This window comes from Burkholderia sp. BE17 (genome assembly GCF_009362305.1).
Classification (GTDB): domain Bacteria; phylum Pseudomonadota; class Gammaproteobacteria; order Burkholderiales; family Burkholderiaceae; genus Burkholderia; species Burkholderia pyrrocinia_C.
On record NZ_WHNU01000073.1, the window covers coordinates 1 to 23,024 of the forward strand.

26 protein-coding genes, 1 rRNA gene and 1 pseudogene are annotated in these 23,024 nt (G+C 64.3%); 15 read left to right on the top strand and 13 right to left on the bottom strand.

The window, feature by feature from the left end:
* A pseudogene (locus tag GD429_RS38555) lies at nt 1–134 on the bottom strand (AMP-dependent synthetase); the annotation flags it as partial.
* Between the two features lie 303 nt (nt 135–437).
* On the opposite strand from GD429_RS38555, the gene GD429_RS38565 reads away from it, so the two are divergent.
* From GD429_RS38565 to GD429_RS38605, 9 genes are all read left to right on the top strand, one after another.
* Nucleotides 438–1,337, top strand: a complete 900-nt coding sequence (locus tag GD429_RS38565; protein ID WP_152865248.1) for a DMT family transporter — start codon at nt 438–440, stop codon at nt 1,335–1,337.
* A gap of 113 nt (nt 1,338–1,450) precedes the next feature.
* Nucleotides 1,451–2,059: a TIGR00645 family protein gene (locus GD429_RS38570; protein ID WP_152865250.1), complete on the top strand. Its 609-nt coding sequence runs from the start codon at nt 1,451–1,453 to the stop codon at nt 2,057–2,059.
* Between the two features lie 34 nt (nt 2,060–2,093).
* Complete coding sequence (locus GD429_RS38575; RefSeq protein ID WP_034183495.1) at nt 2,094–3,617, top strand: fumarate hydratase; 1,524 nt, start codon at nt 2,094–2,096, stop codon at nt 3,615–3,617.
* Nucleotides 3,618–3,810: 193 nt separating this feature from the next.
* Nucleotides 3,811–4,287 carry a bacterioferritin gene (bfr, locus tag GD429_RS38580; RefSeq protein WP_152865252.1) on the top strand — a complete coding sequence of 159 codons (477 nt, stop codon included), beginning with the start codon at nt 3,811–3,813 and terminating at the stop codon, nt 4,285–4,287.
* Nucleotides 4,288–4,312: 25 nt separating this feature from the next.
* Nucleotides 4,313–5,176, top strand: coding sequence for a glutamate racemase (gene murI / locus GD429_RS38585; protein ID WP_152865254.1), 864 nt, complete (start codon nt 4,313–4,315; stop codon nt 5,174–5,176).
* A 150-nt stretch (nt 5,177–5,326) separates the two neighbouring features.
* Nucleotides 5,327–5,563: a bacterioferritin-associated ferredoxin gene (locus tag GD429_RS38590; protein ID WP_152865256.1), complete on the top strand. Its 237-nt coding sequence runs from the start codon at nt 5,327–5,329 to the stop codon at nt 5,561–5,563.
* 218 nt (nt 5,564–5,781) lie between these two features.
* Nucleotides 5,782–6,510 carry an energy transducer TonB gene (locus tag GD429_RS38595; RefSeq protein ID WP_152865258.1) on the top strand — a complete coding sequence of 243 codons (729 nt, stop codon included), beginning with the start codon at nt 5,782–5,784 and terminating at the stop codon, nt 6,508–6,510.
* 35 nt (nt 6,511–6,545) lie between these two features.
* Nucleotides 6,546–7,277, top strand: a complete 732-nt coding sequence (locus GD429_RS38600) for a MotA/TolQ/ExbB proton channel family protein (protein ID WP_152865260.1) — start codon at nt 6,546–6,548, stop codon at nt 7,275–7,277.
* Nucleotides 7,278–7,290: 13 nt separating this feature from the next.
* Nucleotides 7,291–7,719 (top strand): ExbD/TolR family protein, encoded by a 429-nt coding sequence (locus tag GD429_RS38605; protein ID WP_152865262.1) that lies wholly within the window; start codon nt 7,291–7,293, stop codon nt 7,717–7,719.
* A gap of 49 nt (nt 7,720–7,768) precedes the next feature.
* On the opposite strand, the gene GD429_RS40845 is transcribed toward GD429_RS38605, so the two are convergent.
* Together GD429_RS40845 and GD429_RS38615 are read right to left on the bottom strand one after the other, a co-directional pair.
* A complete protein-coding gene (locus GD429_RS40845; protein ID WP_193727328.1) occupies nt 7,769–7,999 on the bottom strand; it encodes a hypothetical protein in 231 nt (76 codons plus the stop codon).
* A gap of 120 nt (nt 8,000–8,119) precedes the next feature.
* Nucleotides 8,120–9,094 carry a LysR family transcriptional regulator gene (locus GD429_RS38615; RefSeq protein WP_152865264.1) on the bottom strand — a complete coding sequence of 325 codons (975 nt, stop codon included), beginning with the start codon at nt 9,092–9,094 and terminating at the stop codon, nt 8,120–8,122.
* A 122-nt stretch (nt 9,095–9,216) separates the two neighbouring features.
* Between GD429_RS38615 and GD429_RS38620 the strand changes: the two genes are divergently transcribed.
* The 3 genes from GD429_RS38620 to hemP all read left to right on the top strand — a co-directional run bounded on the left by GD429_RS38620 (nt 9,217) and on the right by hemP (nt 11,058).
* Nucleotides 9,217–10,089, top strand: coding sequence for a pirin family protein (locus GD429_RS38620; RefSeq protein WP_152865272.1), 873 nt, complete (start codon nt 9,217–9,219; stop codon nt 10,087–10,089).
* Nucleotides 10,090–10,189: 100 nt separating this feature from the next.
* Nucleotides 10,190–10,675 carry an SRPBCC family protein gene (locus GD429_RS38625; RefSeq protein WP_152865274.1) on the top strand — a complete coding sequence of 162 codons (486 nt, stop codon included), beginning with the start codon at nt 10,190–10,192 and terminating at the stop codon, nt 10,673–10,675.
* A 137-nt stretch (nt 10,676–10,812) separates the two neighbouring features.
* A complete protein-coding gene (gene hemP, locus GD429_RS38630) occupies nt 10,813–11,058 on the top strand; it encodes a hemin uptake protein HemP (protein ID WP_152865276.1) in 246 nt (81 codons plus the stop codon).
* Between the two features lie 313 nt (nt 11,059–11,371).
* Here hemP and GD429_RS38640 read toward each other — a convergent pair whose 3' ends face one another.
* The 5 genes from GD429_RS38640 to uvrB all read right to left on the bottom strand — a co-directional run bounded on the left by GD429_RS38640 (nt 11,372) and on the right by uvrB (nt 16,925).
* The gene (locus GD429_RS38640) at nt 11,372–12,769 is read right to left on the bottom strand and encodes a 4Fe-4S binding protein (protein WP_152865280.1); all 1,398 of its coding nucleotides are present in this window, start codon (nt 12,767–12,769) and stop codon (nt 11,372–11,374) included.
* Nucleotides 12,766–13,608, bottom strand: a complete 843-nt coding sequence (locus GD429_RS38645; protein ID WP_152865282.1) for an FTR1 family iron permease — start codon at nt 13,606–13,608, stop codon at nt 12,766–12,768. The genes GD429_RS38640 and GD429_RS38645 overlap by 4 nt, the downstream gene beginning before the upstream one ends.
* Before the next feature lie 59 nt (nt 13,609–13,667).
* Complete coding sequence (locus GD429_RS38650) at nt 13,668–14,000, bottom strand: cupredoxin domain-containing protein (protein WP_072445375.1); 333 nt, start codon at nt 13,998–14,000, stop codon at nt 13,668–13,670.
* Between the two features lie 55 nt (nt 14,001–14,055).
* Complete coding sequence (locus GD429_RS38655; RefSeq protein ID WP_072445376.1) at nt 14,056–14,607, bottom strand: iron transporter; 552 nt, start codon at nt 14,605–14,607, stop codon at nt 14,056–14,058.
* A gap of 227 nt (nt 14,608–14,834) precedes the next feature.
* Nucleotides 14,835–16,925 (bottom strand): excinuclease ABC subunit UvrB, encoded by a 2,091-nt coding sequence (gene uvrB / locus GD429_RS38660; protein WP_152865284.1) that lies wholly within the window; start codon nt 16,923–16,925, stop codon nt 14,835–14,837.
* Nucleotides 16,926–17,176: 251 nt separating this feature from the next.
* Here uvrB and GD429_RS38670 point away from each other — a divergent pair, with 251 nt between their 5' ends.
* A complete protein-coding gene (locus GD429_RS38670) occupies nt 17,177–18,376 on the top strand; it encodes an amino acid aminotransferase (protein ID WP_152865286.1) in 1,200 nt (399 codons plus the stop codon).
* 127 nt (nt 18,377–18,503) lie between these two features.
* On the opposite strand, the gene GD429_RS38675 is transcribed toward GD429_RS38670, so the two are convergent.
* On the bottom strand, nt 18,504–19,292 hold the full coding sequence (locus GD429_RS38675) for a 3-hydroxybutyrate dehydrogenase (protein ID WP_152865288.1): 789 nt from the start codon (nt 19,290–19,292) through the stop codon (nt 18,504–18,506).
* Between the two features lie 163 nt (nt 19,293–19,455).
* Between GD429_RS38675 and GD429_RS38680 the strand changes: the two genes are divergently transcribed.
* Together GD429_RS38680 and GD429_RS38685 are read left to right on the top strand one after the other, a co-directional pair.
* A complete protein-coding gene (locus GD429_RS38680; RefSeq protein WP_152865290.1) occupies nt 19,456–20,427 on the top strand; it encodes a potassium channel beta subunit family protein in 972 nt (323 codons plus the stop codon).
* A gap of 110 nt (nt 20,428–20,537) precedes the next feature.
* Nucleotides 20,538–21,383: a 23S rRNA (adenine(2030)-N(6))-methyltransferase RlmJ gene (locus GD429_RS38685; protein ID WP_152865292.1), complete on the top strand. Its 846-nt coding sequence runs from the start codon at nt 20,538–20,540 to the stop codon at nt 21,381–21,383.
* Nucleotides 21,384–21,398: 15 nt separating this feature from the next.
* Here GD429_RS38685 and GD429_RS38690 read toward each other — a convergent pair whose 3' ends face one another.
* The 4 genes from GD429_RS38690 to rrf all read right to left on the bottom strand — a co-directional run bounded on the left by GD429_RS38690 (nt 21,399) and on the right by rrf (nt 23,021).
* The gene (locus GD429_RS38690) at nt 21,399–21,767 is read right to left on the bottom strand and encodes a hypothetical protein (protein WP_152865294.1); all 369 of its coding nucleotides are present in this window, start codon (nt 21,765–21,767) and stop codon (nt 21,399–21,401) included.
* Between the two features lie 114 nt (nt 21,768–21,881).
* Nucleotides 21,882–22,028 carry a DUF3563 family protein gene (locus tag GD429_RS38695; RefSeq protein WP_072445473.1) on the bottom strand — a complete coding sequence of 49 codons (147 nt, stop codon included), beginning with the start codon at nt 22,026–22,028 and terminating at the stop codon, nt 21,882–21,884.
* A 216-nt stretch (nt 22,029–22,244) separates the two neighbouring features.
* A complete protein-coding gene (gene cueR, locus GD429_RS38700) occupies nt 22,245–22,649 on the bottom strand; it encodes a Cu(I)-responsive transcriptional regulator (RefSeq protein WP_152865296.1) in 405 nt (134 codons plus the stop codon).
* A 259-nt stretch (nt 22,650–22,908) separates the two neighbouring features.
* Nucleotides 22,909–23,021: ribosomal RNA gene (gene rrf / locus GD429_RS38705) — 5S ribosomal RNA — on the bottom strand.
* Between the last annotated feature and the right edge of the window lie 3 nt (nt 23,022–23,024).

The window sequence follows — 23,024 nt, forward strand, 5'->3', positions numbered from 1 at the left end:
CCTTCGTAGTCGCGCTCGGCCTCGGCGACGAGCGCGCGATAGGCCGGCATGCCGGAAATGGTCGCCGCCTGCTCGAGCGCCGCGGGCGGCGCAAACTGGCGGGTTTCGTGAAGAACCGATTCAATCGCAGACATCGACTACCCCTTGGTGAACATGAATCCTCTGCATGGCGGCGCGATCGTGCGCGCCGCGCGTCTTGGCCGGCGCATGTGCGCCGCTGTCTCCCACCCACCCGCACGCAGCCGCGAAGGCTGCGCGCGATGTTGCACCGCACCACGTCGCGCGACGATGACCGTGCGGCGCGGCAGTTTCCACGATAAGCGCTCCAACTTACCCGTCACTTACGCGGCATGGCCGTTTCGCACGCCGGGCGGCGCTTTACGCTGTAACGACCGCGACCCTACAATCCTAACTGAACTCGCCCCCCGGATTCCAGCTTGAATCGCTATGCCCTCTTCCTCATCCTGTCGATGCTGTTCGTCGGCAGCAACGTCGGTATCGGTAAATCCATCGTTGCATTCGTCCCCGTCGCCATCCTTGCCACGCTGCGCTTCGTGATCGCGATCGCCGTGCTGTGGCCGCTGTTCAGCCCGGTGAAGATGCGCAAGGTCAAGCGCGGCGAGTGGCTGAACCTGTTCCTGCAAGCGTTCTTCGGCACCTTCATGTTCACGCTGCTGATGCTCAACGGCGTGCAGCGCACGAGCGCGGTGGCGGCCGGCGTCATCACGAGCACGATCCCGGCGATCGTCGCGCTGTTCGCGTGGCTGATCCTGCGCGAAAAACCGAACGGCCGTGCGCTCGTGTCGATCGTGCTCGCGATCGCCGGCGTCGTGACGATCAACCTCGCCAACGGCGGCGCGGCCGAGCACGGCGACGCGTCCGGCTCGCTGGCCGGCAACCTGCTGATCCTCGGCGCGGTGTGCTGCGAATCGATCTACGTGATCCTGTCGCGCCGGCTCACGCAGACGCTCGCGCCGATCGACATCTGCGCGTACACGCACCTGTTCGGCCTGTTCCTGATGCTGCCGCTCGGTGCGACGGCGCTGTGGCACTTCGGTTACGCGAGCGTGCCCACCGGCACGTGGGCACTCGTCGTCTGGTACGGGCTGTCGGCCAGCATCTTCTCGTTCTGGCTGTGGATGAAGGGCATCCGGCACGTGCCCGGCAGCCTCGCCGGCGTGTTCAGCGCGGTGCTGCCGATCGCCGCGGCCGCGTACGGCATTGCGTTCCTCGGCGAGCGCCCGACGCTCGCGCACGGCATCGCGCTCGCATGCGTCGTCACCGGCATCGTGCTTGCGAGCCTGCGCGTGAAACGCGTGCCGGCGGCCGCATCCTGATCGCTCCCCGGCAGTACCGGCGCGTCGCTGCAGTCGCGCCGGCCGACGCGTTACAATAGCGCGCCTTTTCAAGATTACCCCCGATACCTGCGCACCGCGCCCGCACCGCCATCATGTCCGCCCCGCATTCGCCCGGCCACCCTGCCCGTCGCCCGCTTCGCCCGCTTCCCGCGCTGATTTTCATGAGCCGCTGGCTCCAGGTTCCGCTTTACCTGGGCCTGATCGTCGCGCAGGCCGTCTACGTGTTCCTGTTCCTGAAGGAAGTCTGGCACCTGCTGTCGCATGCGGCCGGCCTCGACGAAGTCAGCGTGATGCTCGCGGTGCTCGGCCTGATCGACGTGGTGATGATCTCGAACCTGCTGATCATGGTGATCGTCGGCGGTTACGAAACGTTCGTGTCGCGCCTCGGCATCGAGGGCCACCCCGACGAGCCCGAATGGCTCGACCACGTGAACGCGGGCGTGCTGAAGGTCAAGCTGTCGATGGCGCTGATCAGCATTTCGTCGATCCACCTGCTGAAGACGTTCATCAACCCCGACCAGCACACCACGCACGCGATCATGTGGCAGGTGATCATCCACGTGTCGTTCCTCGTGTCGGCGCTCGTGATGGCATGGGTCGACCGCCTGACGACCCACACGCACCCGGCCCATTTCCACGAGACGCATGCGCCCGCCGCGGCCGCGTCCCGCAGGCCGGCCGAAGCAGCCGTCAACGCATAAACGCATTCCCCACTGTCCTCACAGAGTCTCAGCCATGACCGTCATCAAACAGGAAGACCTGATCCAGAGCATCGCGGATTCGCTGCAGTACATCAGCTACTACCATCCGCTCGACTACATCCAGGCACTCGGCCGCGCATACGAGCTGGAAGAGAGCCCGGCCGCGAAGGACGCGATCGCGCAGATCCTCACGAACAGCCGCATGTGCGCGGAAGGCAAGCGCCCGATCTGCCAGGACACCGGCATCGTCACGATCTTCGTGAAGGTCGGCATGGACGTGCGCTGGGACGGCGCGACGATGGGCCTCACCGACATGATCAACGAAGGCGTGCGCCGCGGTTACACGCACCCGGACAACGTGCTGCGCGCGTCGATCGTCAACCCGCCGGAAGGTGCCCGCAAGAACACGAAGGACAACACGCCGGCCGTGATCCACTACGAGATCGTGCCGGGCGACAAGGTCGACGTGCAGGTCGCGGCGAAGGGCGGCGGCTCGGAGAACAAGTCGAAGTTCGTGATGCTGAACCCGTCCGACTCGATCGTCGACTGGGTGCTGAAGACCGTCCCGACGATGGGCGCGGGCTGGTGCCCGCCCGGCATGCTCGGGATCGGCATCGGCGGCACCGCCGAGAAGGCGATGCTGATGGCGAAGGAATCGCTGATGGAGCCGATCGACATCCAGGAAATCATCGCGCGCGGCCCGAAGGACTGGGTCGAGGAACTGCGCGTCGAGCTGCACGAGAAGGTCAACGCGCTCGGCATCGGCGCACAGGGCCTCGGCGGCCTGGCGACCGTGCTCGACGTGAAGATCATGGCCGCACCGACGCACGCCGCGTCGAAGCCGGTCGCGCTGATCCCGAACTGCGCGGCCACGCGCCACGCGCACTTCGTGCTCGACGGCTCGGGCCCGGCCAAACTTGAAGCGCCGTCGCTCGACGCCTGGCCGAAGGTCCAGTGGGAACCGAACACGGAGACCAGCAAGCGCGTCGACCTGAACACGCTGACGCCGGAAGAAGTCGCGAGCTGGACGCCGGGCCAGACGCTGCTGCTGTCGGGCAAGATGCTCACCGGCCGCGACGCCGCGCACAAGCGCATCGCCGACATGCTCGCGAAGGGCGAGAAGCTGCCGGTCGACTTCACGAACCGCGTGATCTACTACGTCGGTCCGGTCGATCCGGTTCGCGACGAAGTGGTCGGCCCGGCCGGCCCGACGACGGCCACGCGCATGGACAAGTTCACCGAGACGATGCTCGCGCAGACGGGCCTGATCTCGATGGTCGGCAAGGCCGAGCGCGGCCCGGTCGCGATCGACGCGATCAAGAAGCACAAGGCGGCCTACCTGATGGCGGTCGGCGGCGCGGCCTACCTCGTGTCGAAGGCGATCCGCGGCGCGAAGGTGCTCGCGTTCGAAGACCTCGGCATGGAAGCAATCTACGAGTTCGACGTGCAGGACATGCCGGTGACGGTCGCCGTCGATTCGTCGGGCACGTCGGTGCACCAGACCGGTCCGAAGGAGTGGCAGGCGAAGATCGGCAAGATCCCGGTCGCAGCCGCTTAAACGCGATCGCACGAAAGGCCGGACGGGAGTCCGGCCTTTTTGCTTCCCGTTCTCATTATTGTGTGCAGCCGGTTCTTCTAGGCTGATTCTCATTACACGCAAAAGGCAGGCCCGACAAGGCTTCGAGGCTTGGCTTTTCTCGTTCGAGCGATTATCGTTCGGTTTCTGAAGCCCCACTGAACAAGGAACAGCCATGCAAGGCGACAAGAAAGTCATCGAATACCTGAACGCCCAACTGAAGAATGAACTCACGGCGATCAACCAGTACTTCCTGCATGCGCGCATGTACAAGCACTGGGGCCTCGACAAGCTCGGCAAGCACGAGTACGACGAGTCGATCGGCGAAATGAAGCACGCCGACTGGCTGATCGAACGCGTGTTCATGCTCGACGGCCTGCCGAACCTGCAGGACCTGCACAAGCTGCTCATCGGCGAGGAAACCGAAGAAATCCTGAAGTGCGACCTGAAGCTCGAGCAGGTCTCGCAGGCCACGTGCAAGGAAGCGATCGCCTACTGCGAATCGGTTCGCGACTATGTGTCGCGCGAGATCTTCGAAAAGATCCTCGACGACACCGAAGAGCACATCGACTGGCTGGAAACGCAGATCGACCTGATCGGCAAGGTCGGCCTGCAGAACTACCAGCAAACGATGATGGGTTCGGCCGAGTAATCGCCCCGCCCGCCGCACCGTCCGCATGACGATGACGAACCAGCCAGCCGCTACCGCGATGCGCGCCGCCGCCCCTGTCGGAATCTTCGATTCGGGGCTCGGCGGCCTGTCGGTGCTGCGCGCCGTGCGCGCGCGCCTGCCCGGCGAGTCGTTCATCTATACGGCCGATACGCGCTACATCCCGTACGGCGAACGCGACGACGCATTCATCACCGAGCGCACGCTCGCGATCGGCGAATGGTTTGTCCGGCAGGGCGCGAAAGCACTCGTCGTCGCCTGCAATACGGCAACCGCCCAATCGATCGCGGCGGTACGCGAGCATCTCGCGATCCCGCTCGTCGGCGTCGAGCCGGGCATCAAACCGGCCGTCCAGCAGTCCACGAGCGGCGTCGCCGGCGTGCTCGCCACCCAGGCGACGCTGCGCAGCGCCCGATTCCAGGCGCTGCTCGAACGTCATGGCGCCGGTTGCCGCTTCATCTGCCAGCCGGGCCACGGGCTCGTGCAGGCAATCGAGAGCGGCGACACGGGCTCGCCCGCACTGCGCGCGCTGCTCGACAGCTATCTGCAACCGATGCTGGACGACGGTGCCGATACGGTCGTCCTTGGCTGCACGCACTACCCGTTTCTCACCGCAACGATTCGTGACATTGTCGGCGAACGCATGGCGATCATCGACACGAGCGACGCGATTGCGCTCCAGCTCGCGCGCGTGCTCGACCAGCACGGCCTGCGTGCGCCCGACGGCACGCCCGTCGCGTCGCCCCGCTTCTGCTCGACCGGCGACGGCCGGCAATTGCAGGCGCTCGCATCGACGCTGCTCGGCCTCGATGCGCCAGTCGAATCCGTCACCATTTCCTCGCCGAACGCACGCGCCTGCGCGACTGCCTGACGCAGGCCGGCACGCCCTCCCCCGACGCGGCTCCGCCGCCCGCATCGTTTCAAGGGTCCGATGACCTTAAAAAAAGCCCGACCCAGGCTTGTCAACGTTCGCAAAATTAATGATAATAATTCGCATTACCGTTAGCTATCGCAACTCATCATGATCGTCTGCGTGTGCAAGTCTGTTTCCGATCGCAAGATTCGCGCGTCCCTCGCTGAAGGCATGAACTCTTTCGATGAACTCCAGTTCGAGCTCGGCGTGGCCACGTGCTGCGGCAAGTGCGAGGAGTCCGTACGCGACCTCATGGCCGAGCAAGGCGTCTGCGCGAGCCGGTGCGGTGTCGAGCATCACGCTCACCCGATCCCGGTCACGTTCTACGAACGCAAGGCCGCCTGACCGGCGCCGAGTGTGCACATGCGGCCCCGGCCGCATTTTTTGTTTTGACCGTCAGCAAGCCACCGTCTGCGCGAGCCAGCGGCTTACCTGCCAAGGAGCCTGTGATGGAATTGCTGATCGGATTCGTGACCACCGTTTGCATCTCGCTGCTGATCTTCCGCAAGTGATGCCGATTCACCCGCCGCGCCCCGGGTGCGACATCGTTCTTTCAAGCTAACATGCAGGCTTCGCATTCCGCTCCTGCCGGCGTCTTGCCGGCTGCACCACGTATGAATCCCCGAGTGATCGTCGTCGCGGTCGGTGTGCTTGCCGCACACGCGGTCATGCTGACGGCCGCCTGGCTCCATCGCAACGCGCCGCCTCCGAAGGAGATCGAGGTCCAGTCGATCACCGCGCAGCTCATCCCGCCTGCGCCTGCTGCGCAGCCGGTCGCGGTCCAATCGGCCGCGCAGCCCGCACCGCCGAAGCCCACGCCGCGCGTGAAGCCGAAGGTCGAGCCGAAGCCGGTGCAGAAAGCGGTCAAGCCGACGCCACAGCCGGTCGCGCAATCGCCGTCGCCGACACCCGTGCCGGCAGCCGCCGATCCGACACCTGCGCCCGCCGCGCCTGCTCCTGCTGCGCCGGTCGCCACGCCCGGCCCGGCTCGCGAAACGATGCAGGTCAGCGCGCCGAAGAACGTTTCTGCACTCACCTGTAATTTCGTGAAGCCCACCTATCCGTCGATGTCGCGTCGCCGCGGCGAAACGGGCACGGCCTATGTTCACTTCATCATCGGCGTGACGGGCAAGATCGAGAGCGTCCAGTTGCAGAAGAGCAGCGGCTACCCGCGTCTCGACGAAGCCGCACTCGATGCGACGCGCGCCAGCACCTGTCCGCCGTATATCGAGAACGGCCAGGCGATCCGTGCCGCCCATACGCTGCCCTTCAACTTCACGCTCGACGATTAATCCGTCTCATTCGGTAGATTCAAAGGAAACAAAAAATGCAAAGCTACGGTATCGCGCACGTCTGGGCGCAAGGTGATTTCGTCACGCGCGCCATTGCAATCACGCTGCTCGTGATGTCGGTCCTGTCGTGGATCGTGATCGTCGTCAAGGGCTGGAACGTGATTCGCCTGAACCGTCTCACGAAGAACGCCGAACAAGCGTTCTGGCATTCGGACGATTTCGACGACGGCGTCAAGAAGCTCGGCCTCGCCGCATCGACGCCGAACGACAACCCGTTCCTCGCGCTCGCGCTGTCGGGCAAGGAAGCCGCCGATCACCACCACCAGACGCAACCGCACCTGCACGACCGCATGGACGTGTCCGACTGGGTCACGCGCTGCCTGAAGGACACGATGGACGAAGGCATCTCGCGCATGCAGAGCGGTCTCGCGATCCTCGCGTCGATCGGCAGCACGGCGCCGTTCGTCGGCCTGTTCGGCACGGTCTGGGGGATCTACCACGCGCTGCTCGTGATCGGCGCGACCGGCCAGACGTCGATCGACCAGGTCGCGGGCCCGGTCGGCGAATCGCTGATCATGACGGCCTTCGGCCTGTTCGTCGCGATCCCGGCCGTGCTCGGCTACAACGCACTGACCCGTGCGAACAAGGGTGTCGTCAGCAAGCTGCGCCGCTTCGCGCACGGCCTGCACGCGTACTTCGTGACGGGCGCGAGCCTCGCATCGTCGTCGACGCGCGACGGCCTGCGTCTCGCGACACGCGCCAGCTGAGAAGGAGTGAACCATGGCAATGAACACCGGTTTCAGCGACGATGACGACGATGCCGTGATGAGCGAGATCAACATGACGCCGCTCGTCGACGTCATGCTCGTACTCCTGATCATTTTCCTCGTGACGATCCCGGCGATGCAGCATGCGGTGAAGATCGACCTGCCGCACGCCAGCAGCCAGCCCGTCGACGAAAAACCGCAGACGGTCGACGTCGCGATCCAGGGCGACGGAACGATCCTGTGGGACGACCACACGGTCACGCGCGAACAGTTGCAGGCGCGTATTGCGGAAGCCGCGAAACGCACGCCGCAACCGGAGTTGCACCTGCGTGCGGACCGCAAGGTTGCATACGAACATGTGGCCGAAGTGATGTCGGATGCGCAGGCCGGCGGCCTGACGAAGCTCGGTTTCGTGACGGAGCCGCGCGCGAAAGCGAAGTAACGCAGGCGCGTTTCGCACCTCGCGGGGGGGTGCACATCGCCGGCCGCCCCTAACCGGGCGTCCCCAACCGGGCGTCCCCAAAGTAAAAGGCCTTCATCGCCAGATGAAGGCCTTTTTTCATGCGCACGCGGGCGCCTTCGGGCTGCGGGCTCTTCGGCGGTATCGGTTGCGCCTCGAGCAACGCAAATGCGGCTACCGTGGTCTGCACGGACTGCGCGTTCTGCCCTATCTGGCTCGCAATATATGCGGCCACCTGATTTCGCTCAGAAACTTCCTTCACGAAATGGGATTCCAATATAGGCCCGCCCGCCCGCGCATTCAAGGTTCCGGCGATTGAAACTTGCGATTGCCGGCGACGCTTCAATGACAAAACAAATTTGCCTCGTCGTGCGCGTCGTGTTCAGGTCGCCGAAGCATCGGCCGCCGCTTCCTTCTTCGCGCGCTCGGGGCAACCCGGCTCCTTGTAGGCGCCGTGATCGAGCTTCTCGACCAGGTAGTCGACGAACGCACGCACCGCGGGCGGCATCCCCTGCCGCGACACGAATACCGCATACAGTTGCGGCACCGGCAGCGTCCAGCCCGGCATCACGGGCGACAGTTGGCCCGCGCGCAGCGCGTTGCCGTACATCATCTCCGGCAGCGCCGCGATGCCGAGGCCATCGAGCACGGCCTCGCGGATCGTCATCAGGTCGGCCGTCACGAGCCGCGGGTCGTGCTCGTGCACATGACGCGTACCGTCCGGCGCGATCAGGTTGAACACATGCCGCCCGTCGACGCTCGGCGTATCGAGCGTCTCGAAATAAGTCAGGTCGTCCGGCACCAGCGGCGGCGCATTCTGGCTCAGCAGGCTCGGCGCGCCGACCAGCATCTGTTCGGTGCGCCACAGCGGCCGCACGACGATGTTGGCGTTCTGCGGCGGCTCCGAGCGCACGCGCAGCGCGACGTCGATCGAATCCTCGAACAGGTCGATCACACGGTTCGTCACGCGGACGTGCACCTTCACCTCGGGATAACGGCGCAGGAATTCGGGCAGGATGCGAGACAGCATCGTCTGCGACAGCGTGACAGGCACGCTGACACGCACCGAGCCGCGCGGCGACGCGCGCAACTGCTGCACCGCGTTCATCGCAGCCTGCGCTTCGGCGAGCATCGCCTGGCAATGCTGGTAGAACAGTTCCCCTGCCTCGGTCAGCGCGAGCTTGCGCGTCGAGCGCTGCAGCAGGCGCACGCCGAGCGCCGCCTCGAGCTCGGTCAGGCGCCGCGACAGGCGCGATTTCGAGATGCCCAGCACGCGCTCCGCAGCCGAGAAACCGCCATGTTCGACGACCTGCGAAAAGTACATCAGGTCGTTCAGGTTATGTGCATCGAGATTCATGTCATCGTTCCAATTTCAGAACAATCCATTGCGAACCGTCGCAAATCGAACGGTAAAACGCTCAATATAATAGCGCTGTGTTTCAAAAATAACGCTATTCCGACGATTTCGAGGGCTTCCGCATGACGACCGCTCGCTCGCTTGACCGCACGTACCCCGCGCTTCGCACCACCGAAGGCGGCGGCTTCGTGGTTCACCGCCCGTTCCCGACCCGACTGCTGATGGACTTCGATCCGTTCCTGCTGCTCGACGAAATGGGCCCCGTCGACTATGCCCCCGGCGAAGCCGTGGGTGCTCCCGACCATCCGCATCGCGGCTTCGAGACCGTGACCTACGCACTCGACGGACGCTTCTGCCATCGCGACTCGTCCGGCCATGATGGCACGCTCGGCCCCGGCGACGTGCAATGGATGACAGCCGGCGCCGGCGTCGTGCACAGCGAGATGCCGGATCCGGCGTTCGCGCAGGCGGGCGGCCGCTCCCACGGCTTCCAGCTATGGGTCAACCTGCCGCGCCGCGACAAGCTGATCGCGCCGCGCTACCAGGAGATCCCGGCCGACCGCATTCCGAGCGCGACGTCGCCGGACGGCCGCGCACGCGTGCGCGTCATCGCCGGTGAAGCGTTCGGCGTCCGGGCCGCGATCGAGACACGCACGCCGATCCTCTACCAGCATTTCACGCTGGAACCCGGTGCAACGGTCACGCAACCCGTGCCGGCCGGCTATCGCGTGTTTGCCTATCCGATCGACGGCACGGGCCTCTACGGGCCTGACAGGCAGGCTGTCGACGCACGGCACATGATCGTGTACGGCGACGACGGCGACACGGTCACGTTCGCCGCCGGCGACACGCCGCTCGACCTGCTGCTGATCGGCGGCGTGCCGCTCAACGAGCCGATCGTCCGCTACGGCCCGTTCGTGATGAATACCGAGGAAGAGATCCGGCAGGCCGTTGTCGACTACCAGACCGGCCGCATGGGCCGCATCGAGGCCTGACGCCTGATCCGGGGCGGCAGGTGCCGCGAAACGGATGGTTTTGCGTCACAATAACTTCTTGAACCATGTGGCCGCCCACCACCAGAAGGAATCTGTCCCCTTGAACTTCGAACACCTGATCCAGATCAACTCCGACGATCCGGCCGTGCCTGCCCTCACCCGCGACCAGCTCTGGGAAGGCCTCGTGCTGCGTGCCGAGCAGCCGCAACTGTTCGTGCTCGGCCTCGATAGCTGTGTCGTCCACGAACGCACGGAAACGACGCTCGAACGTGAACTGCACTACGGCCACGCGACCGTACGCGACCACGTCACGTTCACGCCGAACCAGCAGGTCCGCTACGACATCCGTGCGGCCGATGGCGAGATCGGCGGGTCGCTGACGATGACGATCGAGGAACGCGACGACGACCACCAGTTGTTCCTGCGTTTCGAATACCGCACGACGCTGACCGTCACCGACGACAGCGAAGATGCCCGGCAGACGCACGGGATCGTCAAGGAAGCGTATCGCACGTCGGATATCGACACGGTCCGCCTGATCCGCGAATACGCGCAGGGCCGCAAGGACCCCGATCCGCTGCACTGAGCACGGTGGCGGCCTGCGGGCCGCCCTTTGATTCAAGCTATCAAGCCCGCCGTCTCGATCGATAAAGAGTTTTTGTAAATGGGAATAGTTATCATTTAGAATTCATTCCATCGTATCGACAGTCACCGATCAACCGAATGACCGACACCATGCGCCCGACCACGCTGACCTTGCGCCGCCCGACCGGCACCACAGGCAGCAGCCGTCAGAAGACGGCAGCGGTCACGACGCCGGCGAAGCCCGCCGGCAACCGCGATGCAGGCACGCGGGTCGTCAGCAGCGATGCGCTGCTGCAAGGCCACAGCCACATCAGCATCGCGCATAACGGAGAGACCTATCAGTTGCGTGCCACACGGCTCGGCAAACTGATCCTGACGAAGTAACGACCGAGTATTGTGGGGACCACCTCCCTGAGAGGTGTTGGGCATTAGCCAGCGTAACGGCTTGCACGCGAGATCTAGACCCCTTCGTGCAAACACACTCAAGCAGCCGTTGCAGCAAGCCAAGCCACTTTTTTTGGTTCTCGCACAAGGAAGAAAAAAGCGACACGTCCTTCGACGTGTCGCTTTTTTGTTTGAGCGGCCAATGCGTAAAGCAGGTCGCCCGCATTCGTTGCCGCTCAATGCCCACCGGAAGCTGAACCGCGCTTGTTTCCTCGCGGCTTCGCACCGCATCCGAAGCGGCACACGAGCCGCTTCAGAAACCCCAGAACATCAACCACCATGCGCTGTCGACGACGGCAAGCCCGACGGCGAACCACGCGAATGCCGCAAGCCGGCGCGGCCAGGCCGCATAGCGCCCCGTCACCTTCCACGCGAGCCACGCACTCCACGCGTTGGCGCCGACCAGGATCGCGATGCGCACATCGGTCGCCCAGCCGAGCGGCACATGCTCGGCGCGCAGCAACGACAACGTCGTTGCCGACAGCCCGAGGAACACACCCGCGCCCGCGATCGGAATCAGCGCCTGCGCGAGGTGATGCAGCCGCACGCGATCGAAGCGGCCGAGCATCAGCGTGGCGCCTGCCAGCAGCACCAGCAGCGCCGTACCGTACACGAGCCCCGTGCCGACGATGTAGCTGACGATCAGGCCGCCGTCGAGCCAGGAGAACACGTCGTTGCGATCCGGATAATGCGTGAGCAGGAACCACGGCGCATTGGTTTCGAGCGGCCACGTGATGTCACGGTCGATCAGCCAGCCCGCGAGCCATTGCTTGATCTGCACGAACCACGGGCTGACGGTCCAGTGGAACGCGCCGATCGCGACACCGAGCAGGCCGTACAGGATCAGTGCGGTGTCCCACGCGCTCGCCTGCTGCGCGCCGAGGTTCACGACCTCGTCGGACGGCGAGCGCAGCGACAGCGAGATCGCATCGCGATGCCCGCTGCAGCGGCCGCACATATGGCACGCCGCGGCGCCCTTCATGTTGCGCAACGGCACGAGCGGCGCGCAGTTGATCGGAATCACGCGATGACCGTGCTCGCCATTCTTGTACGAACGGCGCCACGCGTCCTCGTCGACCTTGTAGCGCATTGGCGCAAGCCGCGCGAGCAGCCCGAACACGCCGTTGACCGGACACAGGTACTTGCACCACACGCGCTTCTCGCGGCCGTACAGCACGCCGATCACGATCGCGCCGACGGTCGAGCCGCCGAGCACGAACAGCACCGCGAGCGGGTACTGGTACACGCTCACCATCTGCCCGTAGATCGTCGTGATCCCGAACGCAACGAACGGCCAGCCGCCCCACCGGATCCAGCGCGGAATCGGGCCGCCGCGGCCGAACTTGCTCGCGTATTCGGTGAGTGCACCTTCCGGGCACAGCACGCCGCACCAGACGCGGCCGAGCATCACCATCGACAGCAGCACGAACGGCCACCAGATGCCCCAGAACGCGAATTGCGCGATCAGCGTGAGGTTGTTCCACAGATGCGCGGAATCGTCCGGCAGCGGCAACACCGCCGGCACGATGATCAGGAACGCGTAGACGGCGACGACGACCCACTGGATGCCGCGGATCAGCGCACCGTGGCGCTGCATCCACTGGCCGGCCTGCGCGAGCCAGCCGGGCTTGGCTGCGGCGACAACGCTCATGCCGCGCGGCCTGCTGCAACGGCCGGACGACGGCCCGCGCGCTTCATCAGCAGCCAGACAACCGCCCAATACACCGCATAGGCGACCAGGTTGGTAAGTGCCGGGTGCGCGCGATAGCCGGTCAGCGTCGCGACCAGCGAACCGAACGTGCCCGAATCATCGAGGATCGCGGACGTGTCCCACACCTGCGAAATGCCGAGCGGCAGGATTTCCTTGTCGATCAGCTTGTCGACGCCGGTCTGGAACAGGCCCGCGCCGAGGAACAGCAGCATCACTTCGGTGACGCGGAAGAAATGCCGCCACGAGAAGTACTTGCCGCCGAGCTGCAACAGATAGAACGTGAAGAACGCGAGACCGAGGCCGATCGCGACCGCGAGCATCTGGTTGCCGTCGACGTGGCCCGACTGGCCGAACCCGAGACCGTACAGGAAGATCACCGTTTCGCTGCCTTCGCGCGCGATCGCAAGCGCGACCAGCACGGCAACGCCCCACCAGTTCGAATCGCGCGTGCTCTGCTGCAGCGATTGCTCCATGTCACGCATCAGCGTGCGCCCGTGCCGGCGCATCCACAGCACCATCTGCACGATCAGCACGCATGCGATCAGCACCATCGCAGTCTGGAAGTAGTCCTGCGCATCGCCGGACAGCACTTCGGTGAAACCGACCAGCGCGGCGCCAAGGCCGACCGCCATCAGCAAGCCGACACCGACCCCGGCCCACAGAAAAGGCAGACCGCGGCGTGCGTCGTCGTCGCCGTTTTTCAGCCATGCATAGAGAATGCCGACAACGAGCAGCGCTTCGACGCTCTCTCGCCAGACGATGAACAAGATCTGACCCATCGATACCTCCTGACGCGCGGGGCAACGGATATAGCGTGCCCGCACGCAGATAAAACGCGTTACTTCGCGACGATCACGCCCTGCGCCTGCTGGTGGAAATCGTCGAAAAACTTGTATTCGCCCGGCGACAGCGGAGCGACGACCACGAACGAATCGGCACCAGGCGCAAGCACCTTCTCCTTGCGCAGTTGCACGCTCTCGAATTCGGCGGCGCCCTTGCCGGTGTTCTTGATCTCGATCTTGAAACGCTGGCCGGCCGGCACTTCGATGCGGGCGGGATTCAGCTTGCCATCCGCCATCTCGAGCTTGAACGTCGGCAGATCGGCGGCGTGCGCCGCGCCGGCAAGCCACAACGCAGCGGCTGCGGCGATGATTTTCTGGGGAATTTTCATTCTGGGTTCTCTACGCCGACGGCGCGCGGATGCGCGCCGTTCGTGATGCCGCCGATCAGTAACCGCCCTTCTTGCCGATACCGGCGAACGGGAAGTCGTACTCGAGCGTAACGGGCTTGAACCATGCGCCCACGCCCGTTTCCTTGTCGACGTGACGGCCGAACGCCATGTGGCCCGACTGCATCGGCGGCTTGACGACCATCGTCAGGTGGTACTTGCCCGGGCCGTTCAGCTTCACATTGTCGCCATAGTGCGGACCGTCGCTCGCGACCATGCCCATCAGGTCGCCTTCGGACTTCCACTTCGTGTCGCCCTGCTTCGTCAGCTTGTACGTGACCTGCAGGTACGGCATCCAGTCGCCTTCGGCGAAACCCGTCGGGTTGTTCTTGACCGCATGGATGTCGGCCTCGAGGTGGATGTCGGAATCCGACGCCTTGCGCATCATCCCTTCCGGATCCATCGTGATCGGCTGCAGGTACACCGCGCCGATTTCCATGCCGCCCTGGATCTGCTGCTTGCCGATCGGATATTCGGCAGCCGAGGCCGACATCGCGGCAAGCGCCGCTGCTACCGCAACCGTCGTGCGGATGAACGAAGAACCCAACATGGACACTCCTTGTTATTTGTCTGACTATCTTGACGACATGCAGGCCGCCGCCGGGGCGGCTCGCTGAAAACACTAACGCAATGAAGAACGTTAATGCGAACAATTCTCAATAATTGTGGAGTTTAGCACCGAACCTGTTTCGGAACAAACCGGATACCGCGTAAACCCCTGATCCGACAAGGCTTACAGACCGGTTACTGACAGGTTCTGGTGACGTTCGGAAAGACTTACCGGCCGCCGTTGACGTGGTCGCCGACGTTCGCACCGAACACACGCTCGCGCAGCAGCGCAAGCTGGTCGCGCGTCGCCGCGGCCTTCTCGAATTCGAGGTTCTTCGCGTAGTCGGACATCTGCTTCTCGAGACGCTTGATTTCCTTCGCGAGCTGCTTTTCCGACATGTCCTCGAATTTCGCGCGCTGCTGCGCTTCCTTCAGCTCCGCGCGCGCCTCGTCCGCGTTGTAGACGCCGTCGATGATGTCCTTGATGCGCTTCACGACGCCGCGCGGCGTAATGCCCATTTTCTCGTTGTGCGCGATCTGCTTCGCGCGGCGGCGCTCGGTTTCGCCGATCGCTCGCTTCATCGACTCGGTCATCGTGTCGGCGTAGAGAATCGCCTTGCCGTTCACGTTCCGTGCTGCGCGGCCGATCGTCTGGATCAGCGAGCGTTCGGCACGCAGGAAGCCTTCCTTGTCCGCATCGAGGATCGCGACGAGCGACACTTCCGGAATGTCGAGGCCCTCGCGCAGCAGGTTGATCCCGACCAGCACGTCGAACGTGCCGAGCCGCAGGTCGCGGATGATCTCGACCCGCTCGACCGTATCGATGTCGCTGTGCAGATAGCGCACCTTGACGCCATGGTCGGCCAGAAACTCGGTGAGCTGTTCGGCCATGCGCTTCGTCAGCACGGTGATCAGCACGCGCTCGCCGGCCTTCACGCGCGCGTTGATCTCGGTCAGCACGTCGTCGACCTGCGAGCTCGCCGGCCGCACTTCGATTTCCGGATCGACGAGCCCCGTCGGCCGCACGACCTGCTCGGCGACCTGCCCCGTCACGCGCTTCTCGTAGTCGGCCGGCGTGGCCGACACGAACACGACCTGACGCATCTTGCGTTCGAACTCGGGGAACTTGAGCGGCCGGTTGTCGAGCGCCGACGGCAGGCGAAACCCGTAGTTGACGAGGTTTTCCTTGCGCGCGCGGTCGCCGTTGTACATGCCGTTCAACTGGCCGATCAGCACGTGCGACTCATCGAGCAGCATCAGCGCATCGGGCGGCAGGTAGTCGACGAGCGTCGGCGGCGGCTCGCCGGGCGCCGCGCCCGAGAAATGCCGCGAATAGTTCTCGATGCCCTTGCAGAAGCCGAGCTCCTGCAGCATCTCGAGATCGAAGCGCGTGCGCTGCTCAAGGCGCTGCGCCTCGACGAGCTTGCCGTCGCTGTGGAAGAACTCGAGGCGTTCGCGCAATTCGTCCTTGATCGTCTCGACCGCGCGCATCACGGTGTCGCGCGGCGTCACGTAGTGCGACGACGGATACACGGTGAAGCGCGGAATCTTCTGCCGCACGCGCCCGGTCAGCGGGTCGAACAGGTGCAGCGTCTCGACTTCGTCGTCGAACAGTTCGACGCGCACGGCCATTTCCGCGTGTTCGGCCGGGAAGATGTCGATCGTGTCGCCGCGCACGCGGAACGTGCCGCGCTGGAAATCCTGCTCGTTGCGCGTGTATTGCATCGCGATCAGCCGCGCGATCACGTCGCGCTGGCCGAGCTTGTCGCCGGTGCGCAGCGTCAGGATCATCTGGTGGTATTCGGACGGGTTGCCGATACCGTAGATCGCCGACACCGTCGCGACGATCACCACGTCGCGGCGCTCCATCAGGCTCTTCGTCGCCGACAGCCGCATCTGCTCGATGTGCTCGTTGATCGACGAATCCTTCTCGATGAACAGGTCGCGCTGCGGCACGTAGGCCTCAGGCTGGTAGTAGTCGTAGTACGAGACGAAGTACTCGACCGCGTTGCGCGGGAAGAACTCGCGGAACTCGGCATAGAGCTGTGCCGCGAGCGTCTTGTTCGGCGCGAACACGATTGCCGGGCGGCCGAGCCGCGCGATCGTGTTCGCCATCGTGAAGGTCTTGCCCGACCCCGTCACGCCGAGCAGCGTCTGGAAGGCAAGGCCGTCGCCGATGCCTTCGACGAGCGTGTCGATCGCGGTCGGCTGGTCGCCTGCGGGCGGATACGGTTGATACAGCTGGAACGGCGACCCTTCGAAGGTGACGAATTTGGATTCGTCGAGCGCGTCGCCGGCTTCGGCATGATGTTCGGACATGGAATGCGGCTGGAGCGAGGGCAAAGAAAGCATTCTAGCGCTTCGCGGCCGCGCGAACTGCTGTCGGCTCCTGACGCGCGACGGCCGCCCGAAATCGCGATTCGCCGCCGAATCGCGCGCCCCCGCCAGCGCGAATTCGCTACAATGTCAGGCTGCTGCGCTTTCTGGCGTCGCGCCCGTTGGCGCGCGGTTCGCTGCGCCCGCCCCGCCGGCTGAAAGCCTGACCCTCTTTTCACTACTGCCGAATCATCATGTCGCTCTTCTCCGCTGTCCAGCTTGCTCCCCGCGACCCGATCCTGGGCCTGAACGAAGCCTTCAACGCCGATGCGCGTCCGACCAAGGTCAACCTCGGCGTCGGCGTGTACACGAACGAAGAAGGCAAGATCCCGCTGCTGCGCGCGGTTCGCGAAGCAGAGAAGGTGCGTGTCGAAGCTGGCCTGCCGCGCGGCTACCTGCCGATCGACGGGATTGCCGCCTACGATGCGGCCGTGCAAAAGCTGCTGCTCGGCAACGATTCGCCGCTGATCGCGGCAGGCCGCGTGGTCACGGCCCAGGCGCTGGGCGGCACGGGTGCGCTGAAGATCGGCGCCGATTTCCTGCGCACCGTGAATCCGAACGTGAAGGTCGCGATCAGCGATCCGAGCTGGGAAAACCACCGTGCGCTGTTCGAGGCGGCCGGCTTCGAAGTCGTCGCGTACCCGTATTACGACGCCGCCACCAACGGCGTGAACTTCGAAGGCATGCTGTCGGCACTGAACGGCTATGCGGCAGGCACGGTCGTCGTGCTGCACGCGTGCTGCCACAACCCGACTGGCGTGGACCTGACCGAAGCGCAATGGCAACAAGTCGTCGACGTCGTGAAGGCGCGCAACCTCGTGCCATTCCTCGACATGGCCTACCAGGGCTTCGGCGAGAACATCGAGGCCGATGCGGCCGCCGTGCGCCTGTTTGCCGCGGCCGACCTGAACGCGTTCGTGTCGTCGTCGTTCTCGAAGTCGTTCTCGCTCTACGGCGAGCGCGTCGGCGCGCTGTCGATCATCACGTCGAGCAAGGAAGAAGCCACGCGCGTGCTGTCGCAACTGAAGCGCGTGATCCGCACGAACTACTCGAACCCGCCGACCCATGGCGGCGCGGTCGTCGCGGCGGTGCTCGCATCGCCGGAACTGCACGCTTCGTGGGTGCAGGAACTCGGTGAAATGCGCGATCGCATCCGTGCGATGCGCAACGGTCTCGTCGAGCGCCTGAAGGCAAGCGGCGTCGATCGCGACTTCAGCTTCATCAACGCGCAGCGCGGGATGTTCTCTTACTCGGGCCTGACTTCGGCGCAAGTCGATCGCCTGCGCGACGAGTTCGGCATCTATGCGGTCGGCACGGGCCGGATCTGCGTCGCAGCGCTGAATACGCGCAACCTCGACACGGTCGCCCATGCAATCGCAGCCGTGCTGAAGTAACTCGGCACCGCGGCCGGCGGCAGCCGTCACCGGCCCCGCCGCGCCCTGCCGAAATGAAAAACGCGCTCTCCGGAGCGCGTTTTTTGTGCGGTCGACGCGGCGGGCGGCTACGCCCCCCGCGCACGCGTTACTGCATGAACCAGCCGTGGCTGACGACGACCGACTGGCCCGTCAACGCGGCGCTCGGGAACGCCGACAGGAACAGCACCGTCTGCGCGACGTCCTGCACCGTCGTGAACACACCGTCGACCGTGTTGCCGAGCATCACCTTCTTCACCACTTCCTCTTCGCTGATCCCGAGCTCCTTCGCCTGCTCCGGAATCTGCTTGTCGACCAGCGGCGTGCGCACGAAGCCCGGACACACGACGTGCGAGCGCACGTTGTGCTTCGCGCCTTCCTTCGCGAGCACGCGTGCGAGGCCGAGCAGCCCGTGCTTGGCCGTCACGTACGCCGATTTCAGCGGCGACGCTTCGTGCGAGTGCACCGAACCCATGTAGATCACGACGCCGCCGCGATCGTCCTTGTACATGTGCTTGAGCGCGGCCTTCGTCGTCAGGAACGCGCCGTCGACGTGGATCGCCTGCATCTTCTTCCAGTCGGAGAACGAGTAGTTCTCGATCGGGTTGACGATCTGGATGCCCGCGTTCGACACGAGGATATCGACCGAGCCGAACGTTTCGGCGACCTTGTCGATGCCGCTGTTCACGGCTTCCTCGTTCGTCACGTCCATCGCGACGCCGATTGCCTTGCCGCCTGCCTTGTTGATCTCGTCGGCGACCGCATTCGCGCCGTCCTGGTTCAGGTCGGCGATCGCGACGGCCGCGCCCGCTTTCGCGAGCTCGAGTGCGATTTCCTTGCCGATGCCGCTCGCGGCGCCCGTGACGACTGCGGTCTTGCCATTCAGGTCTGCTGCCATGTCCGTCTCCTCCCGTTGTCGGATCGATAAAACACGCGCCCGCCACATCCGCTTCATCGCGCGACCGTACCGGCGGGCCAGCCGTCATTGTGCACGATCGGCCCCACCGTTCGCGCGCAAAACGTCTAAGCTTAAGGTCGGTTCTGTCACGCAGGAGATTCGCATGCACTATCGACGGCTAGGCCGTTCCGGCCTGCAGATCAGCGAGCTCTCGCTCGGCTCGTGGGTCACATACGGCAACCAGGTCGACCAGCGGGTCGCACGCGAATGCCTCGCCGCGGCCCGCGACGCGGGTGTCAATTTCTTCGACAACGCCGAGGTGTATGCCGGCGGCAAATCCGAGGAAATCATGGGCCACGCGCTCAAGTCGCTCGACTGGCCGCGCATCAGCTATATCGTGTCCACGAAGTTCTTCTGGGGGCTCGCGGAAGCGCCGAACCAGTATCACACGCTGAACCGGAAATACCTGCTGAACGCAATCGACGGCTCGCTGCGCCGGCTGCAGCTCGACTATGTCGACCTCGTCTATTGCCATCGCCCCGACCCGAACACACCGATCGAGGAAACCGTCTGGGCGATGAGCGACATGATCGTGCGCGGCAAGGCGCTGTACTGGGGCACGTCGGAATGGAGCGCCGACGAGATCCGCGCCGCGTGCGAGATCGCCGAACGGCATCACCTGCACAAGCCGGTCGTCGAGCAACCCCAGTACAACCTGTTCCACCGCACGCGGGTCGAACGGGAATATGCGCGGCTCTACGACGACTACGGCCTAGGCCTCACGACCTGGAGCCCGTTGGCCTCGGGCCTGCTCACCGGCAAGTACCGCAACGGCGTGCCGCCGGGCAGCCGCGCGCAGTTACAGGGTTACGACTGGATGCGCGACCGCCTGACCGATCAGGCCAGCAACGATATCGTCGAACGGCTCGGCGGGATCGCGGCCGACCTCGGCTGCAGCACCGGCCAGCTCGCGATCGCTTGGGTGCTCGCGAATCCGCACGTAAGTTCGGTGATCACCGGCGCATCGCGAATCGAGCAGATCGGCGAGAACATGCGCGCGCTCGACGTCGCCGCGAAGCTGACGCCGGATGTGAAGCAGCGCATCGAGGAGGCGGTCGGCGACGCATACGAGTAAGGCGACTCACGGCCACTCGCGTACAATACGCGACCGCATCGGCGCCGGCCTGACGGCCGCGCACGATCGACCGCTTTCATCGATTCACCTTCTGTTTCAGGCAGCCCGCCATGCTCAGTTATCGTCACGGTTTTCACGCAGGCAACCACGCGGACGTGCTCAAGCACGCCGTCGTCGTCCAACTGCTGCGCTACCTGAACAAGAAAGATAAGTCGTACTGGTACATCGACACGCATGCCGGGGCCGGCGTGTACTCACTACGCGACGGCTACGCGGCAAAGACGGCGGAATTCGACACCGGCATCGGCCGGCTGTGGAACGACAAGAACCTGCCGGAAGCGCTGGGCGATTACGTGGACGAAGTACGCGCACTGAACGACGACGGTGAACTGCGCTTCTACCCCGGCTCCCCTTATATCGCATGGCGATCGATGCGCGAACAGGACCGGATGCGCCTGTTCGAAATGCACACGACGGAGATCGACGTACTGCGCCACAACTTCCGCGACGCGGGGCGACGCGCGATGATCTTCGCCGGCGACGGCTTCGAAGGCATCAAGGCGCTGCTGCCGCCGCCGCCGCGACGCGCGCTCGTGCTGATCGACCCGTCCTACGAGGACAAGAAGGATTACGCGCGCACGGTAAGCTGCGTGACGGAATGTCTGAAGCGTTTCGCGACGGGCTGCTATGCGATCTGGTATCCGCAGGTCGCGCGGACGGAATCGCAGCGCTTTCCCGAGCAGTTGAAGCGCCTGCAACCGAACAATTGGCTGCACCTGACGCTGACGGTATCGAATCCGCCTGCTGACGGACTGGGCCTCTACGGCAGCGGGATGTTCATCCTGAATCCGCCGTATACGCTCGCGCAGAGCATGAACGAGGCACTGCCCTATCTGGTCGAGATGCTGGGCCAGGATAGCGGCGCCCGCTGTCAGATCGAGCAGCGCGGAAACTGACCGGGCGCCCCGCCGTTACGGCTGCGGCCGCGGCGCGAGTCTCGGCTGGTTGGCCGGCGGTACGCCCCAGCCGGGCACATTGATATACGGCGCGACGAACAGCGGCACCGACGTGTTCGGCGCTTGCCCGGCCGGAGCCCGCATGCCCGCCGGCTCGACGATCGGCTCGGAAGACAAAGGCGCTGTCTGCAGCACCAGCCCGCCCTTGCCGTCCTGGATACCACGCTGCGTATCGAGAATCAGCGGTTTGGACGAAGTCGCGGCGCCGGCCGCGAGGCCATGAACAAGCACGGCAGCGCCCAGAACGAGACGCGCGCGAGTGCTGCGACGCACATCGAGACGCAAACGCATGATCGTGTCCTTCACGATGAAAAGCAGGTCCATACCATAGCGCCGCATCGTCGATTTCGCCAGATCCGGCGCACAAAAAAACAAAGCCCCGTCAACACGGGGCTTGCTTATCGTTCGGTGCCACACGGCACCTGACGGTAACTCCGATTACAGCGAGTAGCCGTTGGTTTCGAGCGAGCGGATGCGGTGCTCGAGCTGGACGATGTCCGACGACGTGGCGAGGTAAGCCTCACGGCGCTCACGTTCTGCGGATTCGAACCAGTTGCTCAGCTTTTCGACGATGTAGGCGATCATGATGTTCTCCAAGGAAGGGGGACCCCTGGCGAATCGAGATTCAGGGATTTCCCGTATAGGGTATTCCCGAATTATAGCGACGCCGCACCAAGATGCTAGTGAAATACTTGCATGGAAAGCATTCCAATTTGGAATGGACGCGCACTCATCCAGCTTAACTCATTGATTTTTATAGAGGTTGAGTCGGGCGCCCATTTCTGGCCTTGAGTGCATGCACTAATCTGGTTCGCTGACGGGATCAGCCAGACGCGCCAAAATCGGGCAATCTGGCCGTCCGTCACCATGACAGTGCGCAGCCAGGTCGGCCAGCGTATCGCGCATGTCGCTTAGCTCCGCGATGCGCTTGTCAAGTTCGGCCACGTGCTCGAGGGCGATCGACTTCACCTCGGCGCTGGCGCGGGAGCGGTCTTGCCAGAGCATCAGCAGCTTGCGGATATCCTCGACGAGAAAGCCAAGCCGTCGCGCCTGACGGATGAAGCGCAGGATGTGGATTTCGTCCGCACCGTAGATCCGGTAGCCGGCGTCGGTACGCTTGCTCGGCGCAAGAAGGCCGACCTGCTCGTAGTACCGGATCATTTTTGCGCTGACTCCGGATTCGCGCGACGCATCGCCGATATTCATTCCCCGCCCTCTCGATCAAGCCCCGGTTTTGAACATGAACGTCGACGAACGCAATCGCCGACGACATTTCGATCGCATCAAATCCCGCGGTTTCATTCCGCGGTGGGCACGGGTGGAGGGAAGGAAGACGGCTGATCTGGCGTGTGCCGGCGGGATGCGATGATGGACCACGCTATCCCTTTTGCCCAACCGCCCTGCATTTCCGCCGCGCCAATGCAAAAACCCCCGCCTTGTCGGGCGGGGGTTTCTGGCTTAGGGAGCCTGACGATTACCTACTTTCACACGGGAATCCGCACTATCATCGGCGTAGAGTCGTTTCACGGTCCTGTTCGGGATGGGAAGGGGTGGGACCGACTCGCTATGGTCATCAGGCAA